Raw genomic sequence first — 23745 nt, 5'->3', positions numbered from 1 at the left:
AGCCACATCAATATCCGATATCAGAGAACAAATGAATACAAGCCTATAAGGCAGAATTAGAACAGAAGAAACAGAAACAAAGTGTATAAGAAATGCGACCAATAAAGTGGTCGCATCAACTTATACTGCACAAAAATCTTTCAGACTTTACAGCTTAAACATCTTTGATATAGCATCCAATTCATCAGCAAGTGCCTTTGTCCTATGGACCAATTCAGTTACTTCTGTTGTCGACATTACTACATTTGTTGTTTTTTCTGCAATATCTGTAACGCCACGTGCGGAATCTGAAATGGTTGTGTTAATACCGGAGATTGCGTCAACTATTTCATTAGATGCGCGATCTAGTACATCTGCCATTTCATTAATATCTTTCATTGATAATTCTACTGTTTTTGCATCTGAACTATACTTCATACTTACATCAACAAATCCATTATAGTCAGTCATTACTTTGCTCTCAAGAAATTCAAGTGTTGTTTTTAGACAGTCACTCATATTATCTACAGATTGGTGTATTTCGGCAACAATTTCAAGGATGCTGCTAACGGTAGTTGAAGATTGATTTGCCAATTTGCCAATTTCATCAGCAACAACTGCAAAACCTCTTCCGGATTCACCAGCTCTGGCCGCTTCAATTGAAGCATTTAGTGATAACAGACTTGTTTGTGATGCAATATCTTGAATTGTTGATGATAACACATTTATTTTATCAACGGCTTTCGATTGTTCAATTGCTTCTTCAGATTTAGTTTTTACTGAGTTGTACATTTCAACAGTTTGATTTTTAGCAGATATTGAATCTGTGTGAAGATTTTCAGCGCGAGTCATAATTTCCTTCGCTAAATTCAAACCTTCGATTGATTTTTGATTAATATTTTCGGTACCAGTTTGAATATGTACGACATTGCTATCGATTGTTTCAGCAGTTGCTGATGTTTCTTCCATACTGGCAGCTAACTCTTCTGAGGTGGCTGAGTTTTCGGTACAGGCTTCATCAATACTTCTTGTCAAACTTGTAAGGCTTTGCGCATTTACGATTAGGTCAGTTGCAGCATGCTCAATTTTGACAACCATATTTCGTAAACTATCCTGCATACGTGCCGTCATTCTACTTATTTCGCCGGTTTCATCTTTTCTTAAGCTTAATTTTTCAATTGTTTCATCCGTTGAAAAATCTAAATCAGAAGTTTTTTGAACTACCTTTGTTAATTTAGTAATAGGCCCTATAATTGATGAAGCAAAGAAATATCCAGCAATACCAAGTACTAGGATAACTGCGAACGCAGAAATCAAAGAAGTATTTACTATGGTTGTAATAGGTGAAAGGATATCTTTTTTATTAGCAGTAACAATTAAAACCCATTTTGTGTTATCTGATACAGCATAGGATGCATATTTTTCAACACCATCTGTACTTGTGTATTGACTTATATCTGATTTTTTATTCGTATTCGTCTTGATTGCACTCGTGATTTCAACAACAAGAGAATTTGTTGATACAACACCAATTCTTGAAGTATCCGGATTATATAGCATTTTCCCATCTTTATCTACTACAAAGAGGAAACTACTATCTACATTGTTTATTTTGACTTTGGATAATATCTTTGTAAGCTCATCGGAAGATAAAGTTCCACTTGATGATAATTGAACAGATTTATCAAGTAAATCCATATATGCTGTGGCTACATCATGCATATTAGACTGTATTGCAGATTCGACTGCTTTGCTGCTTCTTGGAATTGTGTTAGCCAGGATGGCTACAACGGATAAAACAACACCTAAAATGATGAGTCCGATTATTCTGGTTCGGATAGAATGGAAAATACGAACGGAATTCTTTCGATTCTTAGATCTCGTGTGTTTTGTTGCGTTTGTTTCGTTCGTAAATCCGGTGTTGGGTAGTGCATTTTTTTCATTTGTTATCATTTTGATTTGCTCCTTCGTGTATTGTATAGTATTGGTATTTGTAAAATAACCGTACCCACTCATTTTGATGGGTTTTCCTCACTCATATATGTAAATATTCTCGACCCATAGAGGTATGATAGTAAGCGATAAAACTACTAAAATATAACTTATGGAGAATAAAAAAATGTCAATATATTAACTACTTATTATAGCATGAATTTTTCACAGGAATTGTGTTTCCGATTAAAATATAAATGGTATATTATTCCGGATATTGTCCGTTTATAATACTGCCCTTATTATTCTTGTAATTCAATTAAGGTTCATGTATCATAGGGTAATGAGTGATTAAACGACATAATATCGAAAGGAGATTGATCTAATATGAAACATATTCTTTCAATATTGTTATACACGATAGTTGGGTTATGTATAATGCTAATAATTTTACCGGCAACTGTTAGAACTATGATAGTAAGTGGTAAGGGTCCAGATATATCTGTAGAGAATAATATGGATGATGAAGCAATAACACAATCATCCTATCAGATAAAGCAAGATATTGATGCTATGATACAGGCTAAGGCTGAGGCATTGGAGGCAGCGAATACGATTTCTGCTGCAACTATAACTAAGCCAATTACGGCGCAGCGGTTGGGGGAGGTGAGTATTGACAGGGTAGGAATTCAGATGAATCTATACTTTGGCGATACGACCGCTATATTATCAATTGGAGCTGGAATGTATGAGGGAAGTGCATTGCCTGGATATCCTGGCTTGAAACTGATTGCAGCACACAATGGAAAAGGCCAGTTTGGCGAATTAGGCAGTGTCGTTGTAGGAGACCTTGTTACTATAACAATGCCGTATGGAACGTACACTTATCAAGTGAAAGAGAGTAAAGTAGTCAATGCCAATGATACTACAACCTATGATTTCACGGTCAAAGACGATAAACTGATTCTATATACTTGTTATCCAATGTATTACAGTTCAGCCACAGACCAGAGGTTATTCCTGTATTGCGACAAGGTTTCAGGGGCTGTCGTGAAGTAAAGTGATATAAAAGGAAGGGACTTTTGCTCCATAGATAATTACTTATCTATTTTGCAAAAGCCCCTTCCTTTTAGTTCCTTTTCCTAATAAGTTCTCTTTTCTTGAAGAAGATAACAATCATAACCACAATTGAAATCACGAATAGTAGCACTGATATATATATAAATGTGAAAAGACTTTCCGTAATGTAATGGACTATGAAGTTATAAAAATACTCTGGTGTTACGTTAAGTCGCTTATAGGGCCCAGTAACCAAAAGAAATATTGGAAATCCGGCAGTCATAATTGACGCGGATAGTGTACTGTATGCAACAAATCTAAGCGATTTATGAATCCATTTTTGCATTTTAATTAGTAGCGATACTGCAAATGCACTTAACAGCAGTAATAAAGGTACCCCAAAATACACTAATTTTAAGAATATATTACGTAAGCTAGTATAGTATGTTATATAGGGAATGGATAAGTTATTCGCATATTCATTACCGATATCGTTAGCAAAGGTTGTAATGTTTGCTTGTTGTTCCGTTGTCACGGTCAAATTATTTCGCTTTAGATAAAGGTTAATATTAGTTACTAACCGATCTACCACTTTACTTGTATTCGGTGTATAATCTTTTTCAGCAAGATCCGCTTGAATTAAGGCTTTACCCTCTGCAGATGTCTCCTCAAGTGTGAATACATTATAAAATACTTCAGGTTTCAAACCAATAGGAATCGCCATTGACTCGGCGCTGTCTAATGTGTTGTCCATTACGGCATTGTAATAGGACGTTTTATTAATAGAATCTAAAACTACGGTTTTATTAAATGCACCAAAATATATTCCGCCTAAATAGCTTGCCATCGTAAGAAAAATTGATAGAAGCAGGGCGACTATGGTGCTAATTAAAAAGGAAGAAGTCCCTTTTTTGTGTTTGCTCATAATTTTCCTCATTTCTGCGTCTCATTGGGCGCATACTTTCCTTCTATTTGAAATCAATTACTGGTCCAGATATCCTATCACCATATACAAAATACCGATTCGCAAGAGTGCCTAGCATGTTGAAAGGATAGCATGTATACATAATCAGTTGTTCCTTCTTCTGGGCTAAGTCATAAGCTGACTTATCATCCTTAGAGGCGATTTTAGTAGAGGTAATCTTATATTTATATACTCCATAGCTGGTAGTAATCGTAACAATATCTCCAGCTACAATGTTTTTGAGCGGAAGGAAATAAGTAGTGTTATGTGCAGCTAAAAGAATTGGAAGCCCAAAACCGGGTATGCTACTACCGGTATATTGGCCAACACCACTCTTAAGGATTGTATCGGTGTCACCAAAGTATACAGGTGCATCTAATCCGGCTTTGCTACATGAAATGTGAGCGTAAAGTGTTCCACTGGTTGGCATCGTTACTTCTGAAGCTGGAATTGTTGTGCGATCTTCCTTATTGACAGGCGCTTCAAAAATAGATTTCAATTCATCGTTATCAAAGTTTGGTGCATCAGAACTGATAATCAAACTTCCATAAGATGAAATAACATCTAAAAAAGGAAGAGCAGCAACATATACAATACCATATCCAATTATAGTAAAAAATAATGGCATATATATATATGCCATTATTGTCTTGAGTTTTTTATTCAAATCTAATTAAACGTTTTCAGCAAATCTTTTTTTGCTAACAACAACGCCACAAGCAACTAAAGCCATAGCTAATACAGCGATGATTGCAATTGTTGTGTTCATGTTAACGCCTGTTGCTTTGATAACTGTAGCTGGTGTTGTTGCTGTGTCTAAAGATGCACTAAGCACTGTAGCACCTGAAGCATCAACAGCTTTGATTGAATTAGCAGTTGCATCAAAGGTAACTGTAATTCCAATTGCTTGACCAGCAGTTGAAAGATCAGCAGCGATTGTGTTCTTTTGATCTGTAGTAAGTGCTGCGAATGATGTAACACTTCCTGCTGTAGTTTTTGCAACAGCGATCTGAGCGTTAATTGAAGTAGCCTGAGCTGCTGTAACATCAGTAGCATTACCTGCTAAGTAGTTCTGAGCCTGTGTTACGTACTGCGCAGGAACACCAGCGTTAGTAAGTGTAGTGATGATACTTTGTTCATCGGCTGTCAATGTAGCAGCAAATGCTGTGAGTGACATTGACATAAGCATTACTGTAGCCAAACCACAAACTAATAATTTTTTGAGTTTCATTTTGATTATTACCTCCTATATTTATTTTTGAATCCCTTACATAATAACATATATATTTTGAGAGTCAACAAAGATGTGTCATAATATGTCAAAAAATGCCCGTTTTTGGCTTAATATACATAATTTACCAGAATATTGGACATATTTGCTCTATTAATTTGGATAATGCTATTAATTCTGCCGATTCTGTACAATACTTATATGAAATTATATACATATAAAACATTGATTATATGAAACATATATATTGCAAGCAAATAAAATATTGCGTGTATAAAACATTATTTGCATATAGAATATTGCTTGTATGAACCATTATATGCAAAAAGTATATTACCTACTCGTATAGAAATATTTTTAGTGAAATCGGACAATCTAAAACGGTAAAATTCGAATAAATTAATATAGAAAAAAGGCCGTAAAAACCGAGATAATATTCAATATAATAGTTGACAGAAAGCCTCAAAAGTGGTATAAATTATTTTATAAACAAAAAGGCAAAGACGCTTAAAATCTTTGCTTTTTTTTATTTAGAGGAAGAGCCAGAAGGACTCATTACTAGGAGGAGATTGTTATGAAAAGAAGAGTATTAAGTTTGTTTTTGATTGCAGTACTTGTATTATCAGTGGTTGGTTGTGGAAGTCCTACTACTAAAAAAGAAACATTGAAAGTCGGTATGGAGATAGGATATCCACCTTTTGAGTATTATGATGCAGATGGAACCACTGTAATCGGTGTTGACGTTGAACTTGCAAAAGCACTCGGAGAAAAAATGGGTATGGAAATTGAATTTGTAGATACAGCTTGGGAAGGTATTTTTTCTGGACTTGATAAAGGCGATTATGATTGTATCACTTCAGCTGTAACCATTACACCAGATAGACTTTTAGATTATGATTTTTCTGATTCTTATATTAAGAACTATCAATGTATCGTTACATTAAAAACTGCTACTGTGAAACCTACAAAGCCAGAAGAACTTGCCGGACTTAAAGTAGGATATCAAGAAGAGACTACCTCGGATATATTCCTAACAGATATGATTGATAATAACAAAGTGAAGTGTGAAACATCTGAATATCCTAAAGTTCTCGATGTATTCAATGATTTACAGATAGGCCGTTTGGATGCAGTTCTCTGTGATAGTACAGTTGCTTCAAGCTACCTTGGAGATGGAAGTCTATTTAAACAAACTTGGATTCAGGATTCTGCGCCAGAAGAATTCGGCGTTTGTATCAAAAAAGGGAATTCAGCGCTTACAACAAAGATCAACAGTGCGCTTGCAGAGTTAAAGAAAGACGGAACGCTAGATAAGATTCTTGCTAAGTATTTCTAAAAATTTCTAAGAACTGAAGTAAGATAATTGATTCTTATAAAGAATATACCAGATGTATTGATATCTAGTATTATTCTTGAGATAAGAAGAAAGATAAAATCGACATTATCGGAGGATTCACATGAAGCAGAAATGGAAATTAAGTAATTTTTTATATAAATACAAAGTCTGGTTCATAGTTATTGCTGCACTTATCGTTGTATGCATTCCGTTGGCACTGACAACACCCAAAATTGATGCCTTTACAGCTCAGGTCCCAACAGAATTCACCCAACTTGAGGCGAAAATGGAATCTGTGGTTTTCAAAAATGGCGGAATAATGAGCACTTATATCGCGACAAAGCAAATCGACAGTAGAAATGTTAAGAGAATCACTTATTTAGGTGTAGCCGGTCATATTTTCCCTGCTGATGGCGGAATACCAGAATTCGTTGCAAACTCTATCAGCTGGTTTCCTGCCCTTATGGCTGGAACAAAAATCACCGTCCTACTGACGTTGTTTTCAGTGACAACTGGAATTTTTCTTTCGATTTTCTTGGCACTTGGAAAAATGTCCAAGATTAAGCCAATCAGTTGGTTTTGTAGGGGATACATATTTTTCTTTCGTGGAACGCCACTATTGATGCAATTATATTTTGTATGGTTTGGTCTTCCACTTATATTCCCGGCTCTGACTATCTCTGACAGTTTCCTCGCGGCATGGATCACCTTCAGTTTGAATGGTGGTGCATACTGTGCAGAAATCATAAGAGCTGCAATCGAGTCAATTGATAAAGGGCAATTCGAAGCTTCTAAAGCGATCGGTTTGAACTACAGTCAGACAATGGTAAAGGTTATTATCCCACAGACATATAGAAGGCTTATTCCTCCGCTTGCAAATGAATTCATAATGGTGCTCAAAGATGCAGCACTAACATCAATCATTGCACTAAAGGATTTATCAAAAGTGACTAGTTCAATTATGTCATCAACGGGAGAAGTTACGGTATTTATATTAGCAGCGGCTATATACTTGGCTATTACTGCTATATTTTCAAAGGTTTTTGTGTTTTTGGAAAAGAAATTTTCTATATATGAATAGGAGGGTTACGCTATGTTTATGATAAAAACCGAAGATTTGTGTAAGGATTTCGGAGAATTGAAGGTTTTAAAGAACTGTAGCCTTTCTGTTGAACAAGGAGAGGTGGTATGTCTGATTGGACCATCCGGTGCAGGAAAATCCACATTTCTTCGTTCCCTAAATCATCTCGAGACTATTACGAGTGGTAAGATTTGGGTAGAAGATGTTCTTTTAGATGACAGAATCAACAGTGTGAATCAAATAAAGATGACAGCGAAGGAAAGACAGAAATCTCTGCTAGAAATGGGAATGGTATTTCAGCGTTTTAACTTATTTCCACATCTTACAGTGTTTGAGAATGTCATGCTTGCTCCAGTAGAAGTAAGAAAAATGAAGAAAAGTGAAGCGGAAGTTATTGTAAGAAATCTTCTAGAGAAGGTAGGTCTTAGTGATAAGGCAGATACATATCCATCCAAGCTTTCAGGCGGTCAACAGCAGCGTGTAGCAATTGCACGAGCACTCGCGATGCAACCGAAGATGATGCTTTTTGATGAACCAACCTCTGCACTTGATCCTGAATTAGTAGGTGAAGTTCTTCAGGTTATGAAAGATTTGGCAGAAGAAGGCATGACCATGATCGTTGTAACCCATGAGATGGGATTTGCAAAAGAAGTAGCGGACAGAGTTGTGTTTATGTATGAAGGCACTATATTAGAAGTGGACACGCCGGAAGTGATCTTTACGAATCCGAATAATGTAAGGACGAAAGCGTTTTTGAATTCTGTACTGAATGTATAGGGTACAAAGTTGTTATCTGGACCGTAAGGTAAGGTATTGTTATTAAATTGATTGTCATATCTTGTTGTTATGTTGGTATGAAGATGAAACATATAGGAAGAGAACCACTACAAAACTAACTGGCTAGTTAGTTTTGTAGTGGCTCTCTTTTTGTAGGTTTAGACATCAAAACTTGTATCCCATTATATAAAACAAAAAAGTCATCCGGGATGTATTGACTCTAACCCTACAGGAGGCTGTAAGCTACAATTGTAAACAAAATCAATCGAGCGAATCAGACGAGAAAATTAGATAGGAGAGTATCTGTAATGGGAAAAAAGCATGGAAAAGAGATTGAAGATGACAAGGAGAGTAGCATTGGAAATTGTATAGGAAGTAATATTAAAATCAGCATCGAAATTAGCCATCTCACAAAATGTTACAAAGGAAAACCAGCTGTAAATGATTTGTCTTTCAGCATCTCAAAAGGTGAAGTATTTGGACTACTTGGACATAACGGTGCGGGGAAATCAACAACAATTGACTGCATACTTGGGCTAAAGAAATTTGACGGCGGATGTATCAGTGTCCTTGGAATGGATCCCGTAAAAAAGAGGAAAGAACTTTTTCAGAAGGTAGGAGTTCAGTTGCAGGAATCGAGATATCAGGATAATCTAAAGGTCGGAGAGCTGTGCGAAGAAATGGCAGCACTATATGACAATCCAGCTGATTATAACAAACTGCTAGAGAAATTTAAGCTTACTTCGTTTAAGAAAAGGCAGATTTCAGGACTATCAGGCGGTGAAAAGCAGAAACTTTCTGTTTTGTTAGCGCTGATACCGGATCCGGAAGTCGTATTTTTGGATGAGCTGACGACCGGGCTTGATACTGCAGCTAGGCGAGAAGTCTGGAAACAATTGAGATATCTGAAGGAAAAGAAGACGACAATATTTCTTACGTCACATTATATGGACGAAGTTGAGGCACTTTGTGACAGAGTCTGCATAATGAAAGAGGGGAAAGACATAGCAAGTGGAACCGTTGAGGAATTAATCAAAAACAGTCCATATGAAAGACTTGAGGAAGCCTATCTTTGGTACATGGGTGAAGAGGCAGAACATGAAGAGGCAGAACATGAAGAGGCAGGACATGAAGATGAAGAACATGAGGAGGCACAACATGAAGCGATTTTTTAAATTATTAAAAATAGAAGGTATTTTGACAATAAGGTCAATAGACGGGATATTGTTTGGTATATGTATGCCGGTAGGTGTAATTCTTTTGATTGGAATGATTAGCGGGTCAAAACCTGCATTTGACGGTGCGGACTACACGTTGTTAGAAAGTTCATTTGGTGCACTGATTACAGTTGGAATATGCGCAACTGCTTTTATGGGGATTCCACTTACAATTTCTGACTACAGGGACAAGAAGATCCTGAAACATTTTTTTGTGACGCCAGTACGTCCGGATATGTTATTATTGGTACATGGAGTAATCAATATGATGATCTCAATTGTGTCAGCGATATGTGTATATCTGACCGTGAAACTGTTTTTTGGATATGAGATGCGAGGCTCAATATTAGGATTTATCCTGTCATATTTTCTAGTTATGGTATCCATGTTTAGCCTTGGGATGCTGATTGCAAGTGTCTGCAAAAATGTAAAGATAGCAAATGTTGTTTGCAGTGCAGTCTATTTTCCAATGGTGTTTTTGTCAGGCGCAACAATTCCTTATGAAATATTTCCAGTGCCATTGCAGCAGGTTTCCAATATTTTGCCGTTAACACAAGGAATCAAGCTATTGAAGGGATACTCGCTCGGGCTACAGCAGGGAAACCTCATTGTGCCGCTTGTGGTTATGCTAGTTGCTATTGTAGTAGGCCTGGGAGTATCGGTAAAAACCTTTCGGTGGGAATAAGCATATAAGAATAGATAGGAATGGAAGAGGTGTTTGCCATGAAAGAGATATATAAATGTGAAAAAAAAGAAGATACGATTCTGTACAAGATAGGGATGTTTTCGCAGATGAACCGTGTCACAATAAAGGCGCTCAGACATTATGATGATTTAGGATTGCTAAAACCGGCGGATATAGATAAATTTACAGGGTACAGATATTACACGTCGCAGCAGCTTCCGATTCTTCATCAGATACTTGCCCTTCGTCAGATGGGATTTTCACTGGAGGAAATCAAGATGGTTCAAAGTGGTAAATCGGAAATGGAATTGCTTCAAAAAAGGAAGTGCGAACTCATAAAGAAAATTGCAGAAGAAACAATGAAATTATCTCAGGTGGAATGCTATCTGCTGCAAAATGACCAGGATATGGACTACCATATTATTTTAAAAGAGCTTCCAGAAGTAATTGTCGCATCGCTAAGAACGGTGATCCCAGATTATGATGCACTATTTGCAATCGTGCCACCAATGGGGGCAGAAATGGAACGGCTAGGATGCATATGTGCGGTTCCGCAATACTGTTTTACCTTGTATCATGATGGTGAATATAAGGAAGAAAATATCGACGTAGAAGTATGCGAAGCAGTGACTGAGAAAAAGCAGGATTCTGATATGTTAACATTTCAGACAATAGAAAAAGTAGAAACGGCAGCCTGTGTGCTACACAAAGGTTCCTATAGCGGATTTCCAAAAGCATATGCATCCGTATTAAGATGGGCAGAGGATAATGGCTTTGAGATTATAGATAATCCAAGAGAGTCATACATTGACGGCGTATGGAACAAAGATTTGGAGGCGGAGTGGCTGTCTGAAATACAATTTCCGGTGAGAAAGGTTTAGTAGTGTAATTCAGTAGTAAAGCTCATATTAAAAAATATCATATATTGTTCATAGTATAAAAAATCATATATAGTTCAAGCATAAAAAATCATATAGTTCATAATATAAAAAATCATATTGACAATACCCAACGTTGAATATATAATATACTCAACGTTGGGTATGCCTTTTGCCTTGCGAGATTATATAGCAAATAATATGAAAAACAGAGAGGGAAGCCAACTTATGATACGAGGATTGATTCTTTATTACCTGAATATAAAACCAACGCATGGATATGAGATTCAGCGCTTCATACAACTGTCAGAAGTTGATAAATGGGCCAAAATACAGTCAGGTTCAATATACTATGCACTTTCAAAACTGGAAAAGGAAAAGAATATTGCTGTTTTGAAGGAAGAAAGTACCGGTTCAAGAATAAGAAAAATATTTATGATAACCGAATTGGGAAAGAAAACACTTCAAGAAGAAATGCAGGAAGCGCTTGCAGAACCAATTGCAAATGTCGGATCAATGAAGTTTATTATAGCACCAATAATAAGTACACTACCAAAAGAAGAGATGATAACAATTCTTCTAAAACACATCAGTGAATTAAAGGAGCAGAAGGAATACTGGGAGATATGGAAGAAAGTCAAAGCTGGCGAGAAGGATCCAAAACTGGTTCAGTTAAGTTTTAAGATGGCTATAGATTCCATTAATAACCAGATAATGTGGCATGAGGAGTTACTTGATAACCTTGATGAAAATATCCTGGAAAGCAGTTTGATGAGAGGTATCATTGAGACATTTGACGCAGACAGATATGAGGTCCAAGTAAAGGTTCCGTTGGTAGAGCAACGTGTGGAATTTGCGAGTGGTTTCAAAGAGGCAATGAAAAAGGATCCCAAAATGGCGATTGATAGGCTCAATCGGGTTATTGAAGAACTGAAAACTCAGCTTTAACATTCAAAAAATAGAAACTATGGCAATAATACAGCCAGTATTTCATATAAGAGAAGCACAATCGTGTTTCTCTTAATTTTAAAGCTATATATCCAAGGTTGGATATATAAACTATCAATATAATATTGATATCAAAAGAAAGGTAAAGGATTCGTTTATGGGCAGATTATTAGAGGTAAAGCAACTTGTCAAGAGTTATGAGGGGAAAAAGGTAGTGGATAATATGAGTTTCAATGTAGATGAAGGTGAAATATTGGGATTTTTAGGACCAAATGGAGCAGGAAAAAGTACAACAATACGAATGATTACTGGAATTGAATCAAATGGTAGTGGCACTGTATTATTTATTGGGAAAAACATAAATACATGCATGAAGGATTACCAGCATTCAATAGGTGTTGTTCCACAAGAAATTGCACTTTATAATGATCTAAGCGCATATGACAATGTTAAATTTTTCTGTTCCTTATATGGTTATCAAAAAAGCGAATTAGAAGAAAGAACAAAAGAAGCGCTGGGATTTGTAGGACTTTGGGACAGACGAAAAGAGAGACCGGGAAAATTTTCGGGCGGTATGAAAAGAAGGCTAAATATTGCATGCTCAATCGCACATTCACCAAAACTTCTTATTATGGATGAGCCAACGGTCGGAATTGATCCACAGTCTAGAAATAATATAATGGAGGCAATTAAAATTCTTAACAGTAGAGGGACAACAATCATATATGTTTCTCATTACATGGAAGAGATAGAAAGCTTGTGTAGCCGCGTGGTGATTGCTGATAAAGGGCATGTAATTGAAGACATGGATAAAGTGGAACTTAAGAGAAAATATAAGATTCAGGGACAGAACAGTCTAGAAGAAATATTTTTACATATAACAGGGACACAGTTAAGAGATGAGGTGTAGGTGTGAATAGAGATAGGAAAGATAATAAAAGGGGTATGAAAGATAATAAAAAATCAAAAAGTAACAGAAAGATGACAGGATTTCAGGCACTGCTCAAACTTAACATTAAGAGAAGAGCAACTGACGGTTTTGCAGTTGGATACAACATCGTATTCCCATTTTTGATTATATTACTACTTGGTGTATTATGCAGAAATCAATTCAGAGGTGAGATTACAAGCTATCAGTATTACACGCTTGTTTCAATCCCCTTCTGTACAGCAATGGCAATCGTGACAGCCGCCTATGCAGGAAAGGATGACGCATATGCAAAGACTGCGCAAAGAGTTATGGTAGCACCGATATCCGTAGAAACAATCGTGTTATGTAAAATAATTTCGTGCACCTTAGTTTTGACATTTTGTAGTATGTTTGTACTAATTATTGCAGGAGTACTTTGGAGATTAAAAATATTTAGCAGTATTACGGAGTTACTTTTTTTGTACACAGCCTTGTCATTTATGATAAGTGCGGTAGGAACTTATATTGGGCTTGGAATGAAAAACTTTCTTGCAATTAAAAATGTAATGACAGTACCAATTGGAATATTTGCAATTGTTGCAGGTACATTTTTCCCTATTGGAACAGTTAGTGCTAGAATGCAATTTCTGATGAATCTGTCACCGCTGACATGGATTAATAGGAGTGTTTTTCTTGCCCTATATGATAGTGATTCATATCTACTATGGCTTGTGACTGGGGTCTTAATAACTGTCGGAGCTGTATTGACAAAGATTTCAATTATGACTTTTAATAAGGAGGAGTATATCAATGGAGATTTACCTGGTTATGAAAAATAATTTAAAAAGGAATCTTTTTAAGAAAAGTACATACATCATAATGTTTCTCCTTCCAATTATGATTGCTGTTATTGGAATGATAACAAGTGGGATATCCCAAAGCTCAATTCGTGTTGGTATAATTGCAGATGAGGTTGTATTTCGTGATGTTCAAGCACGTTTAGACAAGTATGAAAATATAGATTATGAGCCGGCTGATGTTCGAACAATACATACAGATAGAATCATGAATAAGTATCACTTTGTCTTGAATTACTTGGACAAATCGGATAGCGAGGGTATTTTAAATGAAATAGAAAATCTCGCAGCAAGTGGTCTAGACAAGAATGCCAACAAGTTATCGCAGACACAAAGAATGGTGTCAATGCTTATGACTGTTTATATGATTATCGCAGCAGTATATGCAACAAAAATCATAAGCGATAAAAATAACGGAACATTTCAAAGATTTGCATATTCAGGAAATAGTAGAAAAAAATATGCATTTGGATATGTCATTTCAACAGGGCTTATCGTATTGGTGCAGATTACAGTCGCATTTGTGATATTAAAAACATTTGATAAGGAGTTCGCACTTACAATGTTCAAATCAGCAGAAATCATTGCTACAATCACGATGATTACTACAGTGTATGGAGTTACAATTGCATTTCGAAGTAAAAAAGATATGAATGCGAATATTTGTGCTTCCTCAATTGCGGTAATTATGTCATTACTTGGTGGAACATTTGTATCAGTATCAGAAATGCCATCTTTCCTGCAAATACTCAGTATTATAAACCCAATCAGGTGGATTATTTGGCTTGTTTGAGAGTGCTTTATTTTATGCCCAAAATTCATTTAAGGAATTCTTGCTCATTAATACAATTACTGCTAATTTTAAAAAACCTACATGGATTTCTATATTCTTCCAGAAGAATACCAGTTGCTTATTAGTGAATAAATTTATATAATATATGCAAATCCATATTATACAACAAGCGGTTTCAAAGAGGAGATTATTTGTTTAAAGGATATTTTAAGATGAAAACACATATGCGTAGAGCGATACATTATTATAAAAGTCATATTTGGTGTACATTACTGTCAATATTTGTATTGTTGGTTTTTTCCTTGATGTCTGCCGTTAAAGTTTATACCGAGAAAGAGTATCTGAATTATTTGACAGATAAAACAATGGAACAGGAAAATACGATTTTGAATTTTGTTTCTATGAATTTAGAATATGCATTAAATGATATTATTGAAGTGGGAAGCAAAGCAGCAACAAACAATACAGTTTATATGTTATCAAAACAAATCTATAATGGAGAATCGACAGAGTTAACAGAGTTGAATTTAGAGACGGAGCTAAACAATTATACACATAGTTCACAATGGATTGAAGGTGTATGTATCAGTTCGGATGGACTTGTACTAAGTCAATACGATCGCATGCAGAAAACGACTAGGATATGGAATGATAATGGGGATACAGCACTGACGGGTTTGTATGAGAAGATGAAAGTCATTAAGGCAAATAATATAGTCCCCAAAGTCATCATTTCGCTAGAACCTAAAACCTTTCCGGGGCAACGAGATATTGGATTAATGCATATAAGCGTCCCAATATCCCAGACAACTAAGGAAAATGAACATTTAATGATGATAACTGTCTCGATTCGCACTGAATTATGGAACCAATATTTTTCCCAAATATATGAAAGCTATAAAAATGTAGTAACTGGCTATTTAGTAGATAGCAATGGAACAATTATTTATCATAACGAAACTGAGTGGATAGGGAAAACGCAAAAAGAATATTTGGATTCGCTAAAGAGCAAGAATATCACAACGTTACAAAGTGGAATTGGAAAGCAAGACTTGGTAGTTAATATTGATATTGATAAAGCGCAGTTATTGAAACAGGTAAAGACGATTTATAATGGTAGTTTTATCGTTTTTATGGTAATGGTCGTTCTACTAGTATTGTTACTATTCATTTCAATACAGAAATCACTTATTAAGCCAATTCAAATTATAATAAAATCAATCAACCGTACTAGAGTTGGAAAAGAACATAAAAAGATTAATGTTTATGGTAATAATGAAGTATGGCAAGTAGCCCAATCATTTAATCAGATGATGAAATCACTAGATGAAAGTTATAAAATCATTGACATCGAAAACCAGGATAAAATGACAGCTTTAAAAATGCAAAGAAATGCGGAAAGAGAGGCGCTGGAATCTCAAATCAATGCGCATTTCATATGTAATACCATTAATGTGATTAATTATGAAGCCATGGATGTTGGAGACCATAAGGTATCCGTATTGTTGAAAAAGCTTTCCAATATTTTGCGATATTCATTTGACCAGAGACACCAAAATGTGTATTTATCACAGGAGATAGCATGGTTGGAACAGTATTTGTTTTTGCAAAAAACTAGATTTGAAGATTTATTTGAGTACAAAATAGATTTTCCAGATATACTTCAAGAATGGTCATTCAGAAAATTGATGCTTCAGCCTTTTGTGGAAAATGCTATTATTCACGGATTTGAAGGACGAAGATCAGGCGGTATGATTCAGATATCAGGACAATTATTAAATGAAGATATGATTCAAATTACAATAGAAGATAACGGATGTGGCATGGACGCACAGACGGAATCAAACGTTAGAAATGCAATCAATAATCCATATGGTAAACAAAGTGGAAGCATGGGTATATCAAATGTAGTTGCAAGAATCAGGTCATATTATGGTGAAAACACATATGTTCAGATGGAAAATGAAGAAGGAAAAGGTTGCAAATTTATTATACAATTGCCAAAACAAGAAATTAGCGATTGATTTGGAGGAAAATAATATGCGAATTATTATTGTTGAAGATGAAGCAAGGGCGCTTAGAGGATTGCGTAATTTAATAGAGTCCATTGACGAAAAGTATGAAGTAATAGCATCCGCTCAAGATGGTCAAAAAGCACTAGAGTTAATTATATCATTAAAGCCTGATATTGTTTTTACAGATATAAAAATGCCGTTTATGAATGGCATGGAATTGATTGAGGCTGTAAGAAAGTATGGCCTCAATACAAGATTTGTAATTACAACTGCTTTTGCAGAATTTGAATATGCAAAAAAGGCGATTACACTTGGAGTTACACAGTATTTGTTAAAGCCTGTCACATACGACGAAATGGAACAAGTGTTAGAACAATTGGAGTCTAGTATGAATCGCAGCAGACAGCCACTTATGAAATCAGAAATATCAACGAATAAATTTCCCAATGCACATTATTTAATTCAAAAAGCAATTGCTTTAGTGGAAGTTAGTTTTGCAACAAAATTAAACCAAGAAGATATGGCAACACAGCTAGGGATGACGCCAGAATACTTCAGTTATTTGTTTCATAAAGAAACTGGAATTAAGTTTTCGGATTATTTGAGAGATTATAGAATTGATGTTTCAAAAAAAATATTAGCTGAACACAATATGAAAGTAAATGATGTGGCATATGCGGTTGGGTATTCAGATGTCAAATATTTTGCTAAGATTTTTAGGAAAGTAGTTGGTGATACACCGGCAGAATATATAAAAAAAATCGAGGAAGAGGAGCGCTAGTTGCTTCTCTTTCTTTGGTTAAAAAGTCATTGATTAAGATAAAATAAATAAGTTATTAACAATATCTTAAAATAATCTAAAATATTAAAATATTGCACTAAAATAATACATTAAAATTAAAATAATGCCTAAAAATAGTATTCCATATCTTAAGTTTGTTTCTTTCTTAATAATTCAAAAAAAGATACAATTACTATTGTAAAAAACAGTTACTTAACGGAATGAGGACAAATATGAAGGAGGAAAACAAATGAATAAGAAATTTAAAAAAATTGTAGCATTGGTTTTGATTTCTGTACTATCACTTTCATTACTTGGAGGATGCGGTAGTGTAGCATCAACAAAAGAAAATGCAACTACAGGTGAAAAAACAAAAGTTCAATTATGGCATTACTTCAGCGCTACGAATCAAGAAGTTCTTGAAAAAATGATTACAGGATTTAACGCATCACAAGACAAGGTAGAAGTTATTCCAACATATATAGCAAGAGCAGATTTAATGAAACAATATACAATGGGTGCAATTTCAGGAGAACTTCCTGACATCGGAATGGTAGACAGCCCTGATATGGCTTCTTTTATCCAAATGGGTGTATTCCAAGATATTACAGACCTTACAACAAAATGGGGCGAATTAGATAATTTCTATAAGGGACCACTTGATAGCTGTACATCTGATGGCAAAATATATGGGTTGCCACAGAATACAAACTGTCTAGCTATTTACTATAACCTTGATTTATTTAAAAAAGCCGGTTTAACAGAAGCTGATGTTCCAAAAACTTGGGATGAATTGTATACAGTTTCTAAAAAATTAACAACAGCTGGTACTTATGGATTTGCATTCTGCGCAAAAGGAACTGAAGAAGGAACATTTTCATATATTCCATGGTTATATTCAGCAGGAGCAGATATTAAAACACTTTCTTCCACAAAAGCAATCTCATCCATGAAGTTTTTAACAAAATTAGTGCAAGAAGGGATTGTTAGTAAAGAAGTAGTGAACTGGGGACAAACAGAAGTAAGAGATGCTTTTATTGCTGGTAAAGCAGCTATTATGCAAAACGGTTCATGGCAGATAACAACATTAAATAAGCTTTCAACAGAGGGTACGTTAGGTTTCGAATATGGCTGCGCTTATTTGCCAAAAGATCAAATGAATGCATCTGTAATTGGCGGAGAAAACTTTGGTATATGTTCAGATAAAAACAAAGAAGCTTCTTTTGAATTCTTCAAATATATGATGGGCAAAGATGGAAATGCTGAATTTAATTTTGCAGCTGGAAAATTCCCAACAAGATCTGACTCAATGGCAACGCAGGCTATTTGGACAACAGACAAAAACTATAAAGTATTTACAGAATCAATGAAATTTGCAGTGACACGTGGGCCACACGCAGAATGGCCAGTTATTTCAGAAGGACTCTATACTGCATTGCAAGCATCACTTTTAGGAGAAAAAACACCAGAACAGGCAATGAAAGATGCAGCGACTAAGGCAGCGACTGTATTAAAATAAATAAAAATGATGTAAATAAATCGATATAAATAAATCGATATAAATAAAACGATGTAAATAAAAAAATATAAACAGGTATACAAAAGTATTTGATGATTATTTTAAGGGGGATATTATCTAACGGTAATATCCCCATCTTAAAAAAGAGAAAGGAATGTTGGAGGAATATGAAGAAAAAGAGCATATTTAAAAATAATAAATATACAGGTTTGTGGTTTATATTGCCGGCTTTAATATATATGGTTGTTATGATTGGTTATCCACTAGTTTACAATTTGATATTAAGCATGAAGAATCTAGATGTTAAGACATTTAAAGGAAACACTGCAGTTTTTATTGGATTTGACAATTATAAAGTATTGTTCGCGGATCCAGTATTTATTAAATCCTTGATCAATACATTACTATACACAGTAGTTTGTTTGGTAATACAGTTTACGATAGGTTTTATATTTGCAATTTTTTTCAGCAAGAAGTTTAAGTTTTCAGGTTTTATCAGAGGTCTTTTACTAGTTGCTTACATGATGCCAATGTCAGTAACCGCTTTACTTGGAAGGAATATGTTTGGCGTTTCCGAAGGCATCATTAATGATTTACTGCTAAATCTTCATTTGATCAAAGAGCCAATTAGCTGGCTAGTAAGCAGTAAAACTGCTATATGGGCTGTGATTTTCACGAATTGTTGGGTAGGGATTCCATTTAATATGTTGTTGCTTACAACAGGGTTGTCAAATATTTCTGAAGATATTTATGAAAGTGCTTCAATTGATGGTGCAAATGGATTACAGAAACTTTTCTATATGACAATTCCATTGCTCAAATCATCCATTTTATCAGTATTAATGCTTGGACTGATTTACACATTTAAAGTATTTGATCTTGTATACATAATGACAAGCGGAGGACCAAATAACGCTACAGAAGTGCTTGCAACCTATTCCTATAAACTTTCATTTGGTCAGTACAAGTTTTCGATGGGTTCGGCAGCATCAGTCGTACTATTTCTATGTTTGTTTATAGTAGGGTTGTTTTATTTAAGATTGACAATGAATGAGGAGGCAAATTAATATGGTAGCTAAAAAAGTAAAAGAAAAAATAGTTCAAAATTCACCTAACGCAGTATTGAAATTTTCCATTAAATCAGTAGTTGCGATATTAATTGCAATGGTATTTTTATTTCCGATATATTGGCTTGTAGTTACATCATTAAAAACAGATGTAGAAATAATGGGTAAGACTTTAACATATTTCCCAAAATTGATTAGTTTTGATGCTTGGAAGGAACAATTTCAAGATAAAGCATTTTTGATTTCGCTTAGAAATAGTGTGATTATTGCATCGTTAGCAATGACGATATCTTTAACAGTAGGAATACCGGCGTCTTATGCTATGGGAAGATTTAATATACCAGGGAAAAAATTGATCTTATTAACTTTTTTAATAACACAGATGATGCCTTCTTCATTATTACTTACACCTTTGTATCTGATTTTTGCAAAAGTAAATTTATTAAATTCATTTTTGGCACCAGCAATGGCTGTGGCATCTGGTTCAATTCCATTTATTATTATTACACTTAGACCATATTTTATGAACCTGTCAAAGACATTGGATGATGCGGCACGGATTGATGGATGCAATGCATTTACTTCGTTTTTGTTTATCATGCTTCCAACGGTTAAGACTGGCGTAATCACAGTGCTAACAATAAGCTTCCTTCAGGGATGGAATGATTTGGTATATTCAATGACATTTAATACAAGTGCATATATGAGACCATTGACAGCTAATATTTACAAGTTTATGGATAAATATGGCATGAGATGGAACTGTATCATGGCGTATGGTTTGGTGCTTGTAATCCCAGTTGTATTGGCATTTATATTCCTACAAAAATATATTGTGGGCGGAATGACAGCAGGAGCTGTAAAAGAATAAAATTCAAATTAAAGACTTGCAAGAATGCTTTGCAATTGTATGTGATAATTTAAGTATTAAAAAGTACAAGAAAGGAGATATAAAATGAAGTTTACAAACGGTTTTTGGAGAGTTCGAGAGAGTTTTGAGCCTGCATTTGCAGTAGAATTTGAGGATGCAGATTATACGAAAGATAAATTGACAGTTTACGCTACAACAAAACATATTGAAAATAGAGGCAATACGCTTAATACACCATTGTTGACAATTACCATAACAAGCCCAATGGAAAATGTGATTAAGGTATCCGCTGTTCATTTTAAAGGAGCATATAACAAAGGACCATTTTTTGAAGTGGCAAAACAGGAGGGCGATTTTGTATCTATCACGGAAAATTCTGATACCATAAAATATACATCAGGACATTCAAGCGTGATCATTTATAAAGCCCAAAATGCTTGGAAAATGGAATTTGTTGATGATATAACAGGCGAAGTGCTGACAGAATCGAGCTACCGCAATCTGGCATACATGAAAGAGAAGGAGACTGGTTCAAATTATATGGTTGAACAGCTTGCACTTGATGTTGGAGAGTATATATATGGTTTGGGAGAAAGATATACACCATTTGTCAAAAATGGACAAACTGTGGAGATATGGAACGAGGATGGTGGTACAGCATCAGAACAAACCTACAAAAATATTCCGTTTTACATTACGAATAAAGGCTATGGAATATTTGTGGATCATCCTGGAGATGTACATTTTGAAGTGGGAAGCGAAAAAGTAGAGAGAGTACAATTTAGTGTAAAAACGGAACAGCTTGATTATTATTTCTTAAATGGAGGATCGCCTAAGGATACTGTTAAACTCTATACGGATATGACAGGTAAACCGGCACTTCCACCTTCTTGGTCATTTGGGCTCTGGTTAACGACATCATTTACTACAAGCTATGACGAAGAGACAGTAACTGGATTGATTCAAGGAATGGCAGATAGGGATATTCCACTTCATACCTTCCATTTTGACTGCTTCTGGATGAAGGGTTATGAATGGTGTAATTTCAAATGGGATCCAGATACGTTCCCAGATCCAGAGGGAATGCTAAAAAGATATAAGGCAAGAGGCCTTCATATCTGTGTATGGATCAATAGCTATATTGGCCAGAAATCATGCATGTTTGATGAGGGTTTAGAAAACGGATATTTTGTAAAAAACATAGATGGCTCAGTATGGCAGTGTGATAGGTGGCAGGCTGGAATGGCTTTGGTTGATTTTACGAATCCTGCAGCATGTGAATGGTATCAAAGTAAGTTAGCGGCATTGATAGATATGGGTGTTGACTGTTTTAAGACTGACTTTGGTGAAAGAATACCAGTAACAGGCGTTCAGTATTATGATGGTTCCGATACTATAAAAATGCATAATTATTATACTTATCTCTATAATAAAACGGTATTTGAAATAGTCGAGAAAAAGCTTGGAAAAGATAAAGCTTTGGTATTTGCAAGATCGACAGCAGCCGGCGGCCAGAAATTCCCGGTTCATTGGGGCGGCGATTGTACTGCAACCTATTCTTCGATGGCCGAAGACTTAAGAGGTGGATTATCGCTGGCACTCAGTGGATATGGGTTCTGGAGTCATGACATAGGTGGCTTTGAATTAACTGCATCTGCGGATGTATACAAGCGTTGGTGTGCATTTGGACTTTTGAGTTCACACAGTAGACTGCATGGTTCTAGTTCTTATCGTGTACCTTGGTTGTTTGATGATGAGGCAAGTGATGTACTTAGAAAATTCGTAAAGTTAAAATGTTCATTTATGCCTTATATTTATAGACAGGCAATCATTGCACATGAAGAAGGACTACCGATACTTCGTCCAATGTTCATGGAATTTCCAGAGGAACTCGCATGTGAAACGATAGATAAACAATATATGTTTGGTGAATCATTGCTTGTAGCACCTATATTTAAAAGCAGTGGTGAAGTATCATACTTCCTTCCCAAAGGATCCTGGACGAATTACCTAAATGGTCAAATCATCGAGGGCGGAAGATGGATTACAGAAACCCATGACTACTTTTCATTGCCACTTATGGTTAAGGAGAATGCTATATTAGCAGTTGGAGCCTGTGATAACAAACCTGATTATGATTATCCAGATGGAGTAACCTTCAAATTATTTGCGATTACAAAAGATGCATATACAGAATGCATTGTTACGGATGCTGATGGAAAAACAGCGATGAAAGCTACTTTAGAACGTAAAGAAAATCTTGTGGTATTTGAAGTTCAAGGTGGAAATGAGAAATGGACAGTTCAGGCGGTTAATTATCCGGATGCAGTGGTTACAAGAGAAGGTAGGAAGGTGATCTTTGAGATTCATGGGTGAAATGTGTTTTCAATAAGTGAAAAAAGGGGATTCGGAAGGTGATGAGTGAATATCCATTTTTAATTATGCATTTATCTTGCCTTTCCTTCAAGCAGCATGTTTTTTTGCAAGCCTCAGGGATGATGAAAATGCTCACTTCGTTTGCTTTTTCATCTGAGTCTTGGAAAAAACATAAGCGCTGCTTTCAGACGGTCTGCGATAAATGTATAATTAAAAATGAATATTCACGGGTTACTTTTTTGGAACGACTTTTGGCGGTTATGAATGCTAATATTGAAAAAATGAAACACGGGGAATCACGGCGGAAAAGAAAGAAACGTGGTGAAACACAGTGGTTATGAATGGAATTAAACAAATGAATTACAGAAGATACGAATAAATTAAGATGAAACATGGTGAAACATTGTAAATAATGATAAAATATAGTAAATATGTTAAAGTAGTAAATAACTTTAAATATGGATGTATA

General features: G+C 35.2%; 22 protein-coding genes. 18 read left to right on the top strand and 4 right to left on the bottom strand.

From position 1 onward, the window contains the following. Window positions 1-147 precede the first annotated feature (147 nt). Window positions 148-1932, bottom strand: a complete 1785-nt coding sequence (locus BMY18_RS18160) for a methyl-accepting chemotaxis protein (RefSeq protein ID WP_170841484.1) — start codon at window positions 1930-1932, stop codon at window positions 148-150. A 366-nt stretch (window positions 1933-2298) separates the two neighbouring features. Here BMY18_RS18160 and BMY18_RS18155 point away from each other — a divergent pair, with 366 nt between their 5' ends. Next, window positions 2299-2970: a class D sortase gene (locus BMY18_RS18155; RefSeq protein ID WP_092457135.1), complete on the top strand. Its 672-nt coding sequence runs from the start codon at window positions 2299-2301 to the stop codon at window positions 2968-2970. 70 nt (window positions 2971-3040) lie between these two features. Here the strand turns inward: BMY18_RS18155 and BMY18_RS18150 are convergent, their stop codons facing one another. The 3 genes from BMY18_RS18150 to BMY18_RS18140 are packed head-to-tail and all read right to left on the bottom strand — an operon-like array spanning window position 3041 to window position 5165. Continuing rightward, on the bottom strand, window positions 3041-3895 hold the full coding sequence (locus tag BMY18_RS18150) for a hypothetical protein (protein ID WP_092457132.1): 855 nt from the start codon (window positions 3893-3895) through the stop codon (window positions 3041-3043). A gap of 43 nt (window positions 3896-3938) precedes the next feature. Beyond that, a complete protein-coding gene (locus BMY18_RS18145) occupies window positions 3939-4562 on the bottom strand; it encodes a class D sortase (RefSeq protein WP_242941069.1) in 624 nt (207 codons plus the stop codon). Window positions 4563-4607: 45 nt separating this feature from the next. Beyond that, the gene (locus BMY18_RS18140) at window positions 4608-5165 is read right to left on the bottom strand and encodes a hypothetical protein (RefSeq protein ID WP_092457126.1); all 558 of its coding nucleotides are present in this window, start codon (window positions 5163-5165) and stop codon (window positions 4608-4610) included. Window positions 5166-5739: 574 nt separating this feature from the next. Between BMY18_RS18140 and BMY18_RS18135 the strand changes: the two genes are divergently transcribed. The 17 genes from BMY18_RS18135 to BMY18_RS18055 all read left to right on the top strand — a co-directional run bounded on the left by BMY18_RS18135 (window position 5740) and on the right by BMY18_RS18055 (window position 23617). Next, the gene (locus BMY18_RS18135; protein ID WP_092457124.1) at window positions 5740-6501 is read left to right on the top strand and encodes a transporter substrate-binding domain-containing protein; all 762 of its coding nucleotides are present in this window, start codon (window positions 5740-5742) and stop codon (window positions 6499-6501) included. A gap of 121 nt (window positions 6502-6622) precedes the next feature. Next, a complete protein-coding gene (locus tag BMY18_RS21450) occupies window positions 6623-7582 on the top strand; it encodes an amino acid ABC transporter permease (RefSeq protein WP_242941068.1) in 960 nt (319 codons plus the stop codon). A gap of 18 nt (window positions 7583-7600) precedes the next feature. Further along, window positions 7601-8359, top strand: coding sequence for an amino acid ABC transporter ATP-binding protein (locus BMY18_RS18125; protein WP_092457182.1), 759 nt, complete (start codon window positions 7601-7603; stop codon window positions 8357-8359). Window positions 8360-8739: 380 nt separating this feature from the next. Then, on the top strand, window positions 8740-9534 hold the full coding sequence (locus BMY18_RS18120) for an ABC transporter ATP-binding protein (protein WP_170841488.1): 795 nt from the start codon (window positions 8740-8742) through the stop codon (window positions 9532-9534). After that, complete coding sequence (locus BMY18_RS18115; protein ID WP_092457119.1) at window positions 9518-10261, top strand: ABC transporter permease; 744 nt, start codon at window positions 9518-9520, stop codon at window positions 10259-10261. Before BMY18_RS18120 ends, BMY18_RS18115 begins: the two co-directional genes overlap by 17 nt. 38 nt (window positions 10262-10299) lie before the next feature. Then, window positions 10300-11142 carry a MerR family transcriptional regulator gene (locus tag BMY18_RS18110; RefSeq protein ID WP_092457116.1) on the top strand — a complete coding sequence of 281 codons (843 nt, stop codon included), beginning with the start codon at window positions 10300-10302 and terminating at the stop codon, window positions 11140-11142. 225 nt (window positions 11143-11367) lie between these two features. Further along, the gene (locus BMY18_RS18105; protein WP_170841483.1) at window positions 11368-12087 is read left to right on the top strand and encodes a PadR family transcriptional regulator; all 720 of its coding nucleotides are present in this window, start codon (window positions 11368-11370) and stop codon (window positions 12085-12087) included. Between the two features lie 157 nt (window positions 12088-12244). Continuing rightward, window positions 12245-12997 (top strand): ABC transporter ATP-binding protein, encoded by a 753-nt coding sequence (locus BMY18_RS18100; RefSeq protein WP_092457109.1) that lies wholly within the window; start codon window positions 12245-12247, stop codon window positions 12995-12997. Window positions 12998-12999: 2 nt separating this feature from the next. Continuing rightward, window positions 13000-13836, top strand: coding sequence for an ABC transporter permease (locus tag BMY18_RS18095; protein WP_092457106.1), 837 nt, complete (start codon window positions 13000-13002; stop codon window positions 13834-13836). Then, on the top strand, window positions 13808-14647 hold the full coding sequence (locus tag BMY18_RS18090; RefSeq protein ID WP_092457104.1) for an ABC transporter permease: 840 nt from the start codon (window positions 13808-13810) through the stop codon (window positions 14645-14647). Before BMY18_RS18095 ends, BMY18_RS18090 begins: the two co-directional genes overlap by 29 nt. A 212-nt stretch (window positions 14648-14859) precedes the next feature. Then, entirely contained in the window at window positions 14860-16671 is a 1812-nt protein-coding gene (locus tag BMY18_RS18085; protein WP_139197330.1) for a cache domain-containing sensor histidine kinase, read from the top strand. Between the two features lie 16 nt (window positions 16672-16687). Next, a complete protein-coding gene (locus BMY18_RS18080) occupies window positions 16688-17443 on the top strand; it encodes a response regulator transcription factor (protein WP_170841482.1) in 756 nt (251 codons plus the stop codon). A gap of 250 nt (window positions 17444-17693) precedes the next feature. Continuing rightward, window positions 17694-18962 carry an ABC transporter substrate-binding protein gene (locus tag BMY18_RS18075; RefSeq protein WP_092457095.1) on the top strand — a complete coding sequence of 423 codons (1269 nt, stop codon included), beginning with the start codon at window positions 17694-17696 and terminating at the stop codon, window positions 18960-18962. 167 nt (window positions 18963-19129) lie between these two features. Then, complete coding sequence (locus tag BMY18_RS18070) at window positions 19130-20029, top strand: carbohydrate ABC transporter permease (RefSeq protein ID WP_092457092.1); 900 nt, start codon at window positions 19130-19132, stop codon at window positions 20027-20029. A gap of 1 nt (window position 20030) precedes the next feature. Beyond that, window positions 20031-20900 (top strand): carbohydrate ABC transporter permease, encoded by an 870-nt coding sequence (locus BMY18_RS18065; protein ID WP_092457089.1) that lies wholly within the window; start codon window positions 20031-20033, stop codon window positions 20898-20900. A gap of 84 nt (window positions 20901-20984) precedes the next feature. Beyond that, window positions 20985-23276, top strand: a complete 2292-nt coding sequence (yicI, locus tag BMY18_RS18060) for an alpha-xylosidase (protein ID WP_092457086.1) — start codon at window positions 20985-20987, stop codon at window positions 23274-23276. 41 nt (window positions 23277-23317) lie between these two features. Beyond that, entirely contained in the window at window positions 23318-23617 is a 300-nt protein-coding gene (locus BMY18_RS18055; RefSeq protein WP_092457083.1) for a hypothetical protein, read from the top strand. The last annotated feature ends 128 nt before the right edge of the window (window positions 23618-23745 follow it).

It is taken from the genome of [Clostridium] fimetarium, assembly GCF_900111235.1.
Lineage (GTDB): Bacteria > Bacillota > Clostridia > Lachnospirales > Lachnospiraceae > Clostridium_N > Clostridium_N fimetarium.
Note: the sequence above shows the minus strand (reverse complement) of the source record. Positions and strands in the feature narration are given on the sequence as shown.

What these genes read in the sequence shown, in the direction of transcription:
- BMY18_RS18160 (WP_170841484.1), bottom strand. Translation starts at nt 1,932, where the DNA reads ATGATAACAAATGAAAAAAATGCACTACCCAACACCGGATTTACGAAC.
- BMY18_RS18155 (WP_092457135.1), top strand. Translation starts at nt 2,299, where the DNA reads ATGAAACATATTCTTTCAATATTGTTATACACGATAGTTGGGTTATGT.
- BMY18_RS18150 (WP_092457132.1), bottom strand. Translation starts at nt 3,895, where the DNA reads ATGAGCAAACACAAAAAAGGGACTTCTTCCTTTTTAATTAGCACCATA.
- BMY18_RS18145 (WP_242941069.1), bottom strand. Translation starts at nt 4,562, where the DNA reads ATGCCATTATTTTTTACTATAATTGGATATGGTATTGTATATGTTGCT.
- BMY18_RS18140 (WP_092457126.1), bottom strand. Translation starts at nt 5,165, where the DNA reads ATGAAACTCAAAAAATTATTAGTTTGTGGTTTGGCTACAGTAATGCTT.
- BMY18_RS18135 (WP_092457124.1), top strand. Translation starts at nt 5,740, where the DNA reads ATGAAAAGAAGAGTATTAAGTTTGTTTTTGATTGCAGTACTTGTATTA.
- BMY18_RS21450 (WP_242941068.1), top strand. Translation starts at nt 6,623, where the DNA reads ATGAAGCAGAAATGGAAATTAAGTAATTTTTTATATAAATACAAAGTC.
- BMY18_RS18125 (WP_092457182.1), top strand. Translation starts at nt 7,601, where the DNA reads ATGATAAAAACCGAAGATTTGTGTAAGGATTTCGGAGAATTGAAGGTT.
- BMY18_RS18115 (WP_092457119.1), top strand. Translation starts at nt 9,518, where the DNA reads ATGAAGCGATTTTTTAAATTATTAAAAATAGAAGGTATTTTGACAATA.
- BMY18_RS18110 (WP_092457116.1), top strand. Translation starts at nt 10,300, where the DNA reads ATGAAAGAGATATATAAATGTGAAAAAAAAGAAGATACGATTCTGTAC.
- BMY18_RS18105 (WP_170841483.1), top strand. Translation starts at nt 11,368, where the DNA reads ATGATACGAGGATTGATTCTTTATTACCTGAATATAAAACCAACGCAT.
- BMY18_RS18100 (WP_092457109.1), top strand. Translation starts at nt 12,245, where the DNA reads ATGGGCAGATTATTAGAGGTAAAGCAACTTGTCAAGAGTTATGAGGGG.
- BMY18_RS18090 (WP_092457104.1), top strand. Translation starts at nt 13,808, where the DNA reads ATGGAGATTTACCTGGTTATGAAAAATAATTTAAAAAGGAATCTTTTT.
- BMY18_RS18085 (WP_139197330.1), top strand. Translation starts at nt 14,860, where the DNA reads ATGAAAACACATATGCGTAGAGCGATACATTATTATAAAAGTCATATT.
- BMY18_RS18080 (WP_170841482.1), top strand. Translation starts at nt 16,688, where the DNA reads ATGCGAATTATTATTGTTGAAGATGAAGCAAGGGCGCTTAGAGGATTG.
- BMY18_RS18075 (WP_092457095.1), top strand. Translation starts at nt 17,694, where the DNA reads ATGAATAAGAAATTTAAAAAAATTGTAGCATTGGTTTTGATTTCTGTA.
- BMY18_RS18070 (WP_092457092.1), top strand. Translation starts at nt 19,130, where the DNA reads ATGAAGAAAAAGAGCATATTTAAAAATAATAAATATACAGGTTTGTGG.
- BMY18_RS18065 (WP_092457089.1), top strand. Translation starts at nt 20,031, where the DNA reads ATGGTAGCTAAAAAAGTAAAAGAAAAAATAGTTCAAAATTCACCTAAC.
- yicI (WP_092457086.1), top strand. Translation starts at nt 20,985, where the DNA reads ATGAAGTTTACAAACGGTTTTTGGAGAGTTCGAGAGAGTTTTGAGCCT.
- BMY18_RS18055 (WP_092457083.1), top strand. Translation starts at nt 23,318, where the DNA reads ATGAGTGAATATCCATTTTTAATTATGCATTTATCTTGCCTTTCCTTC.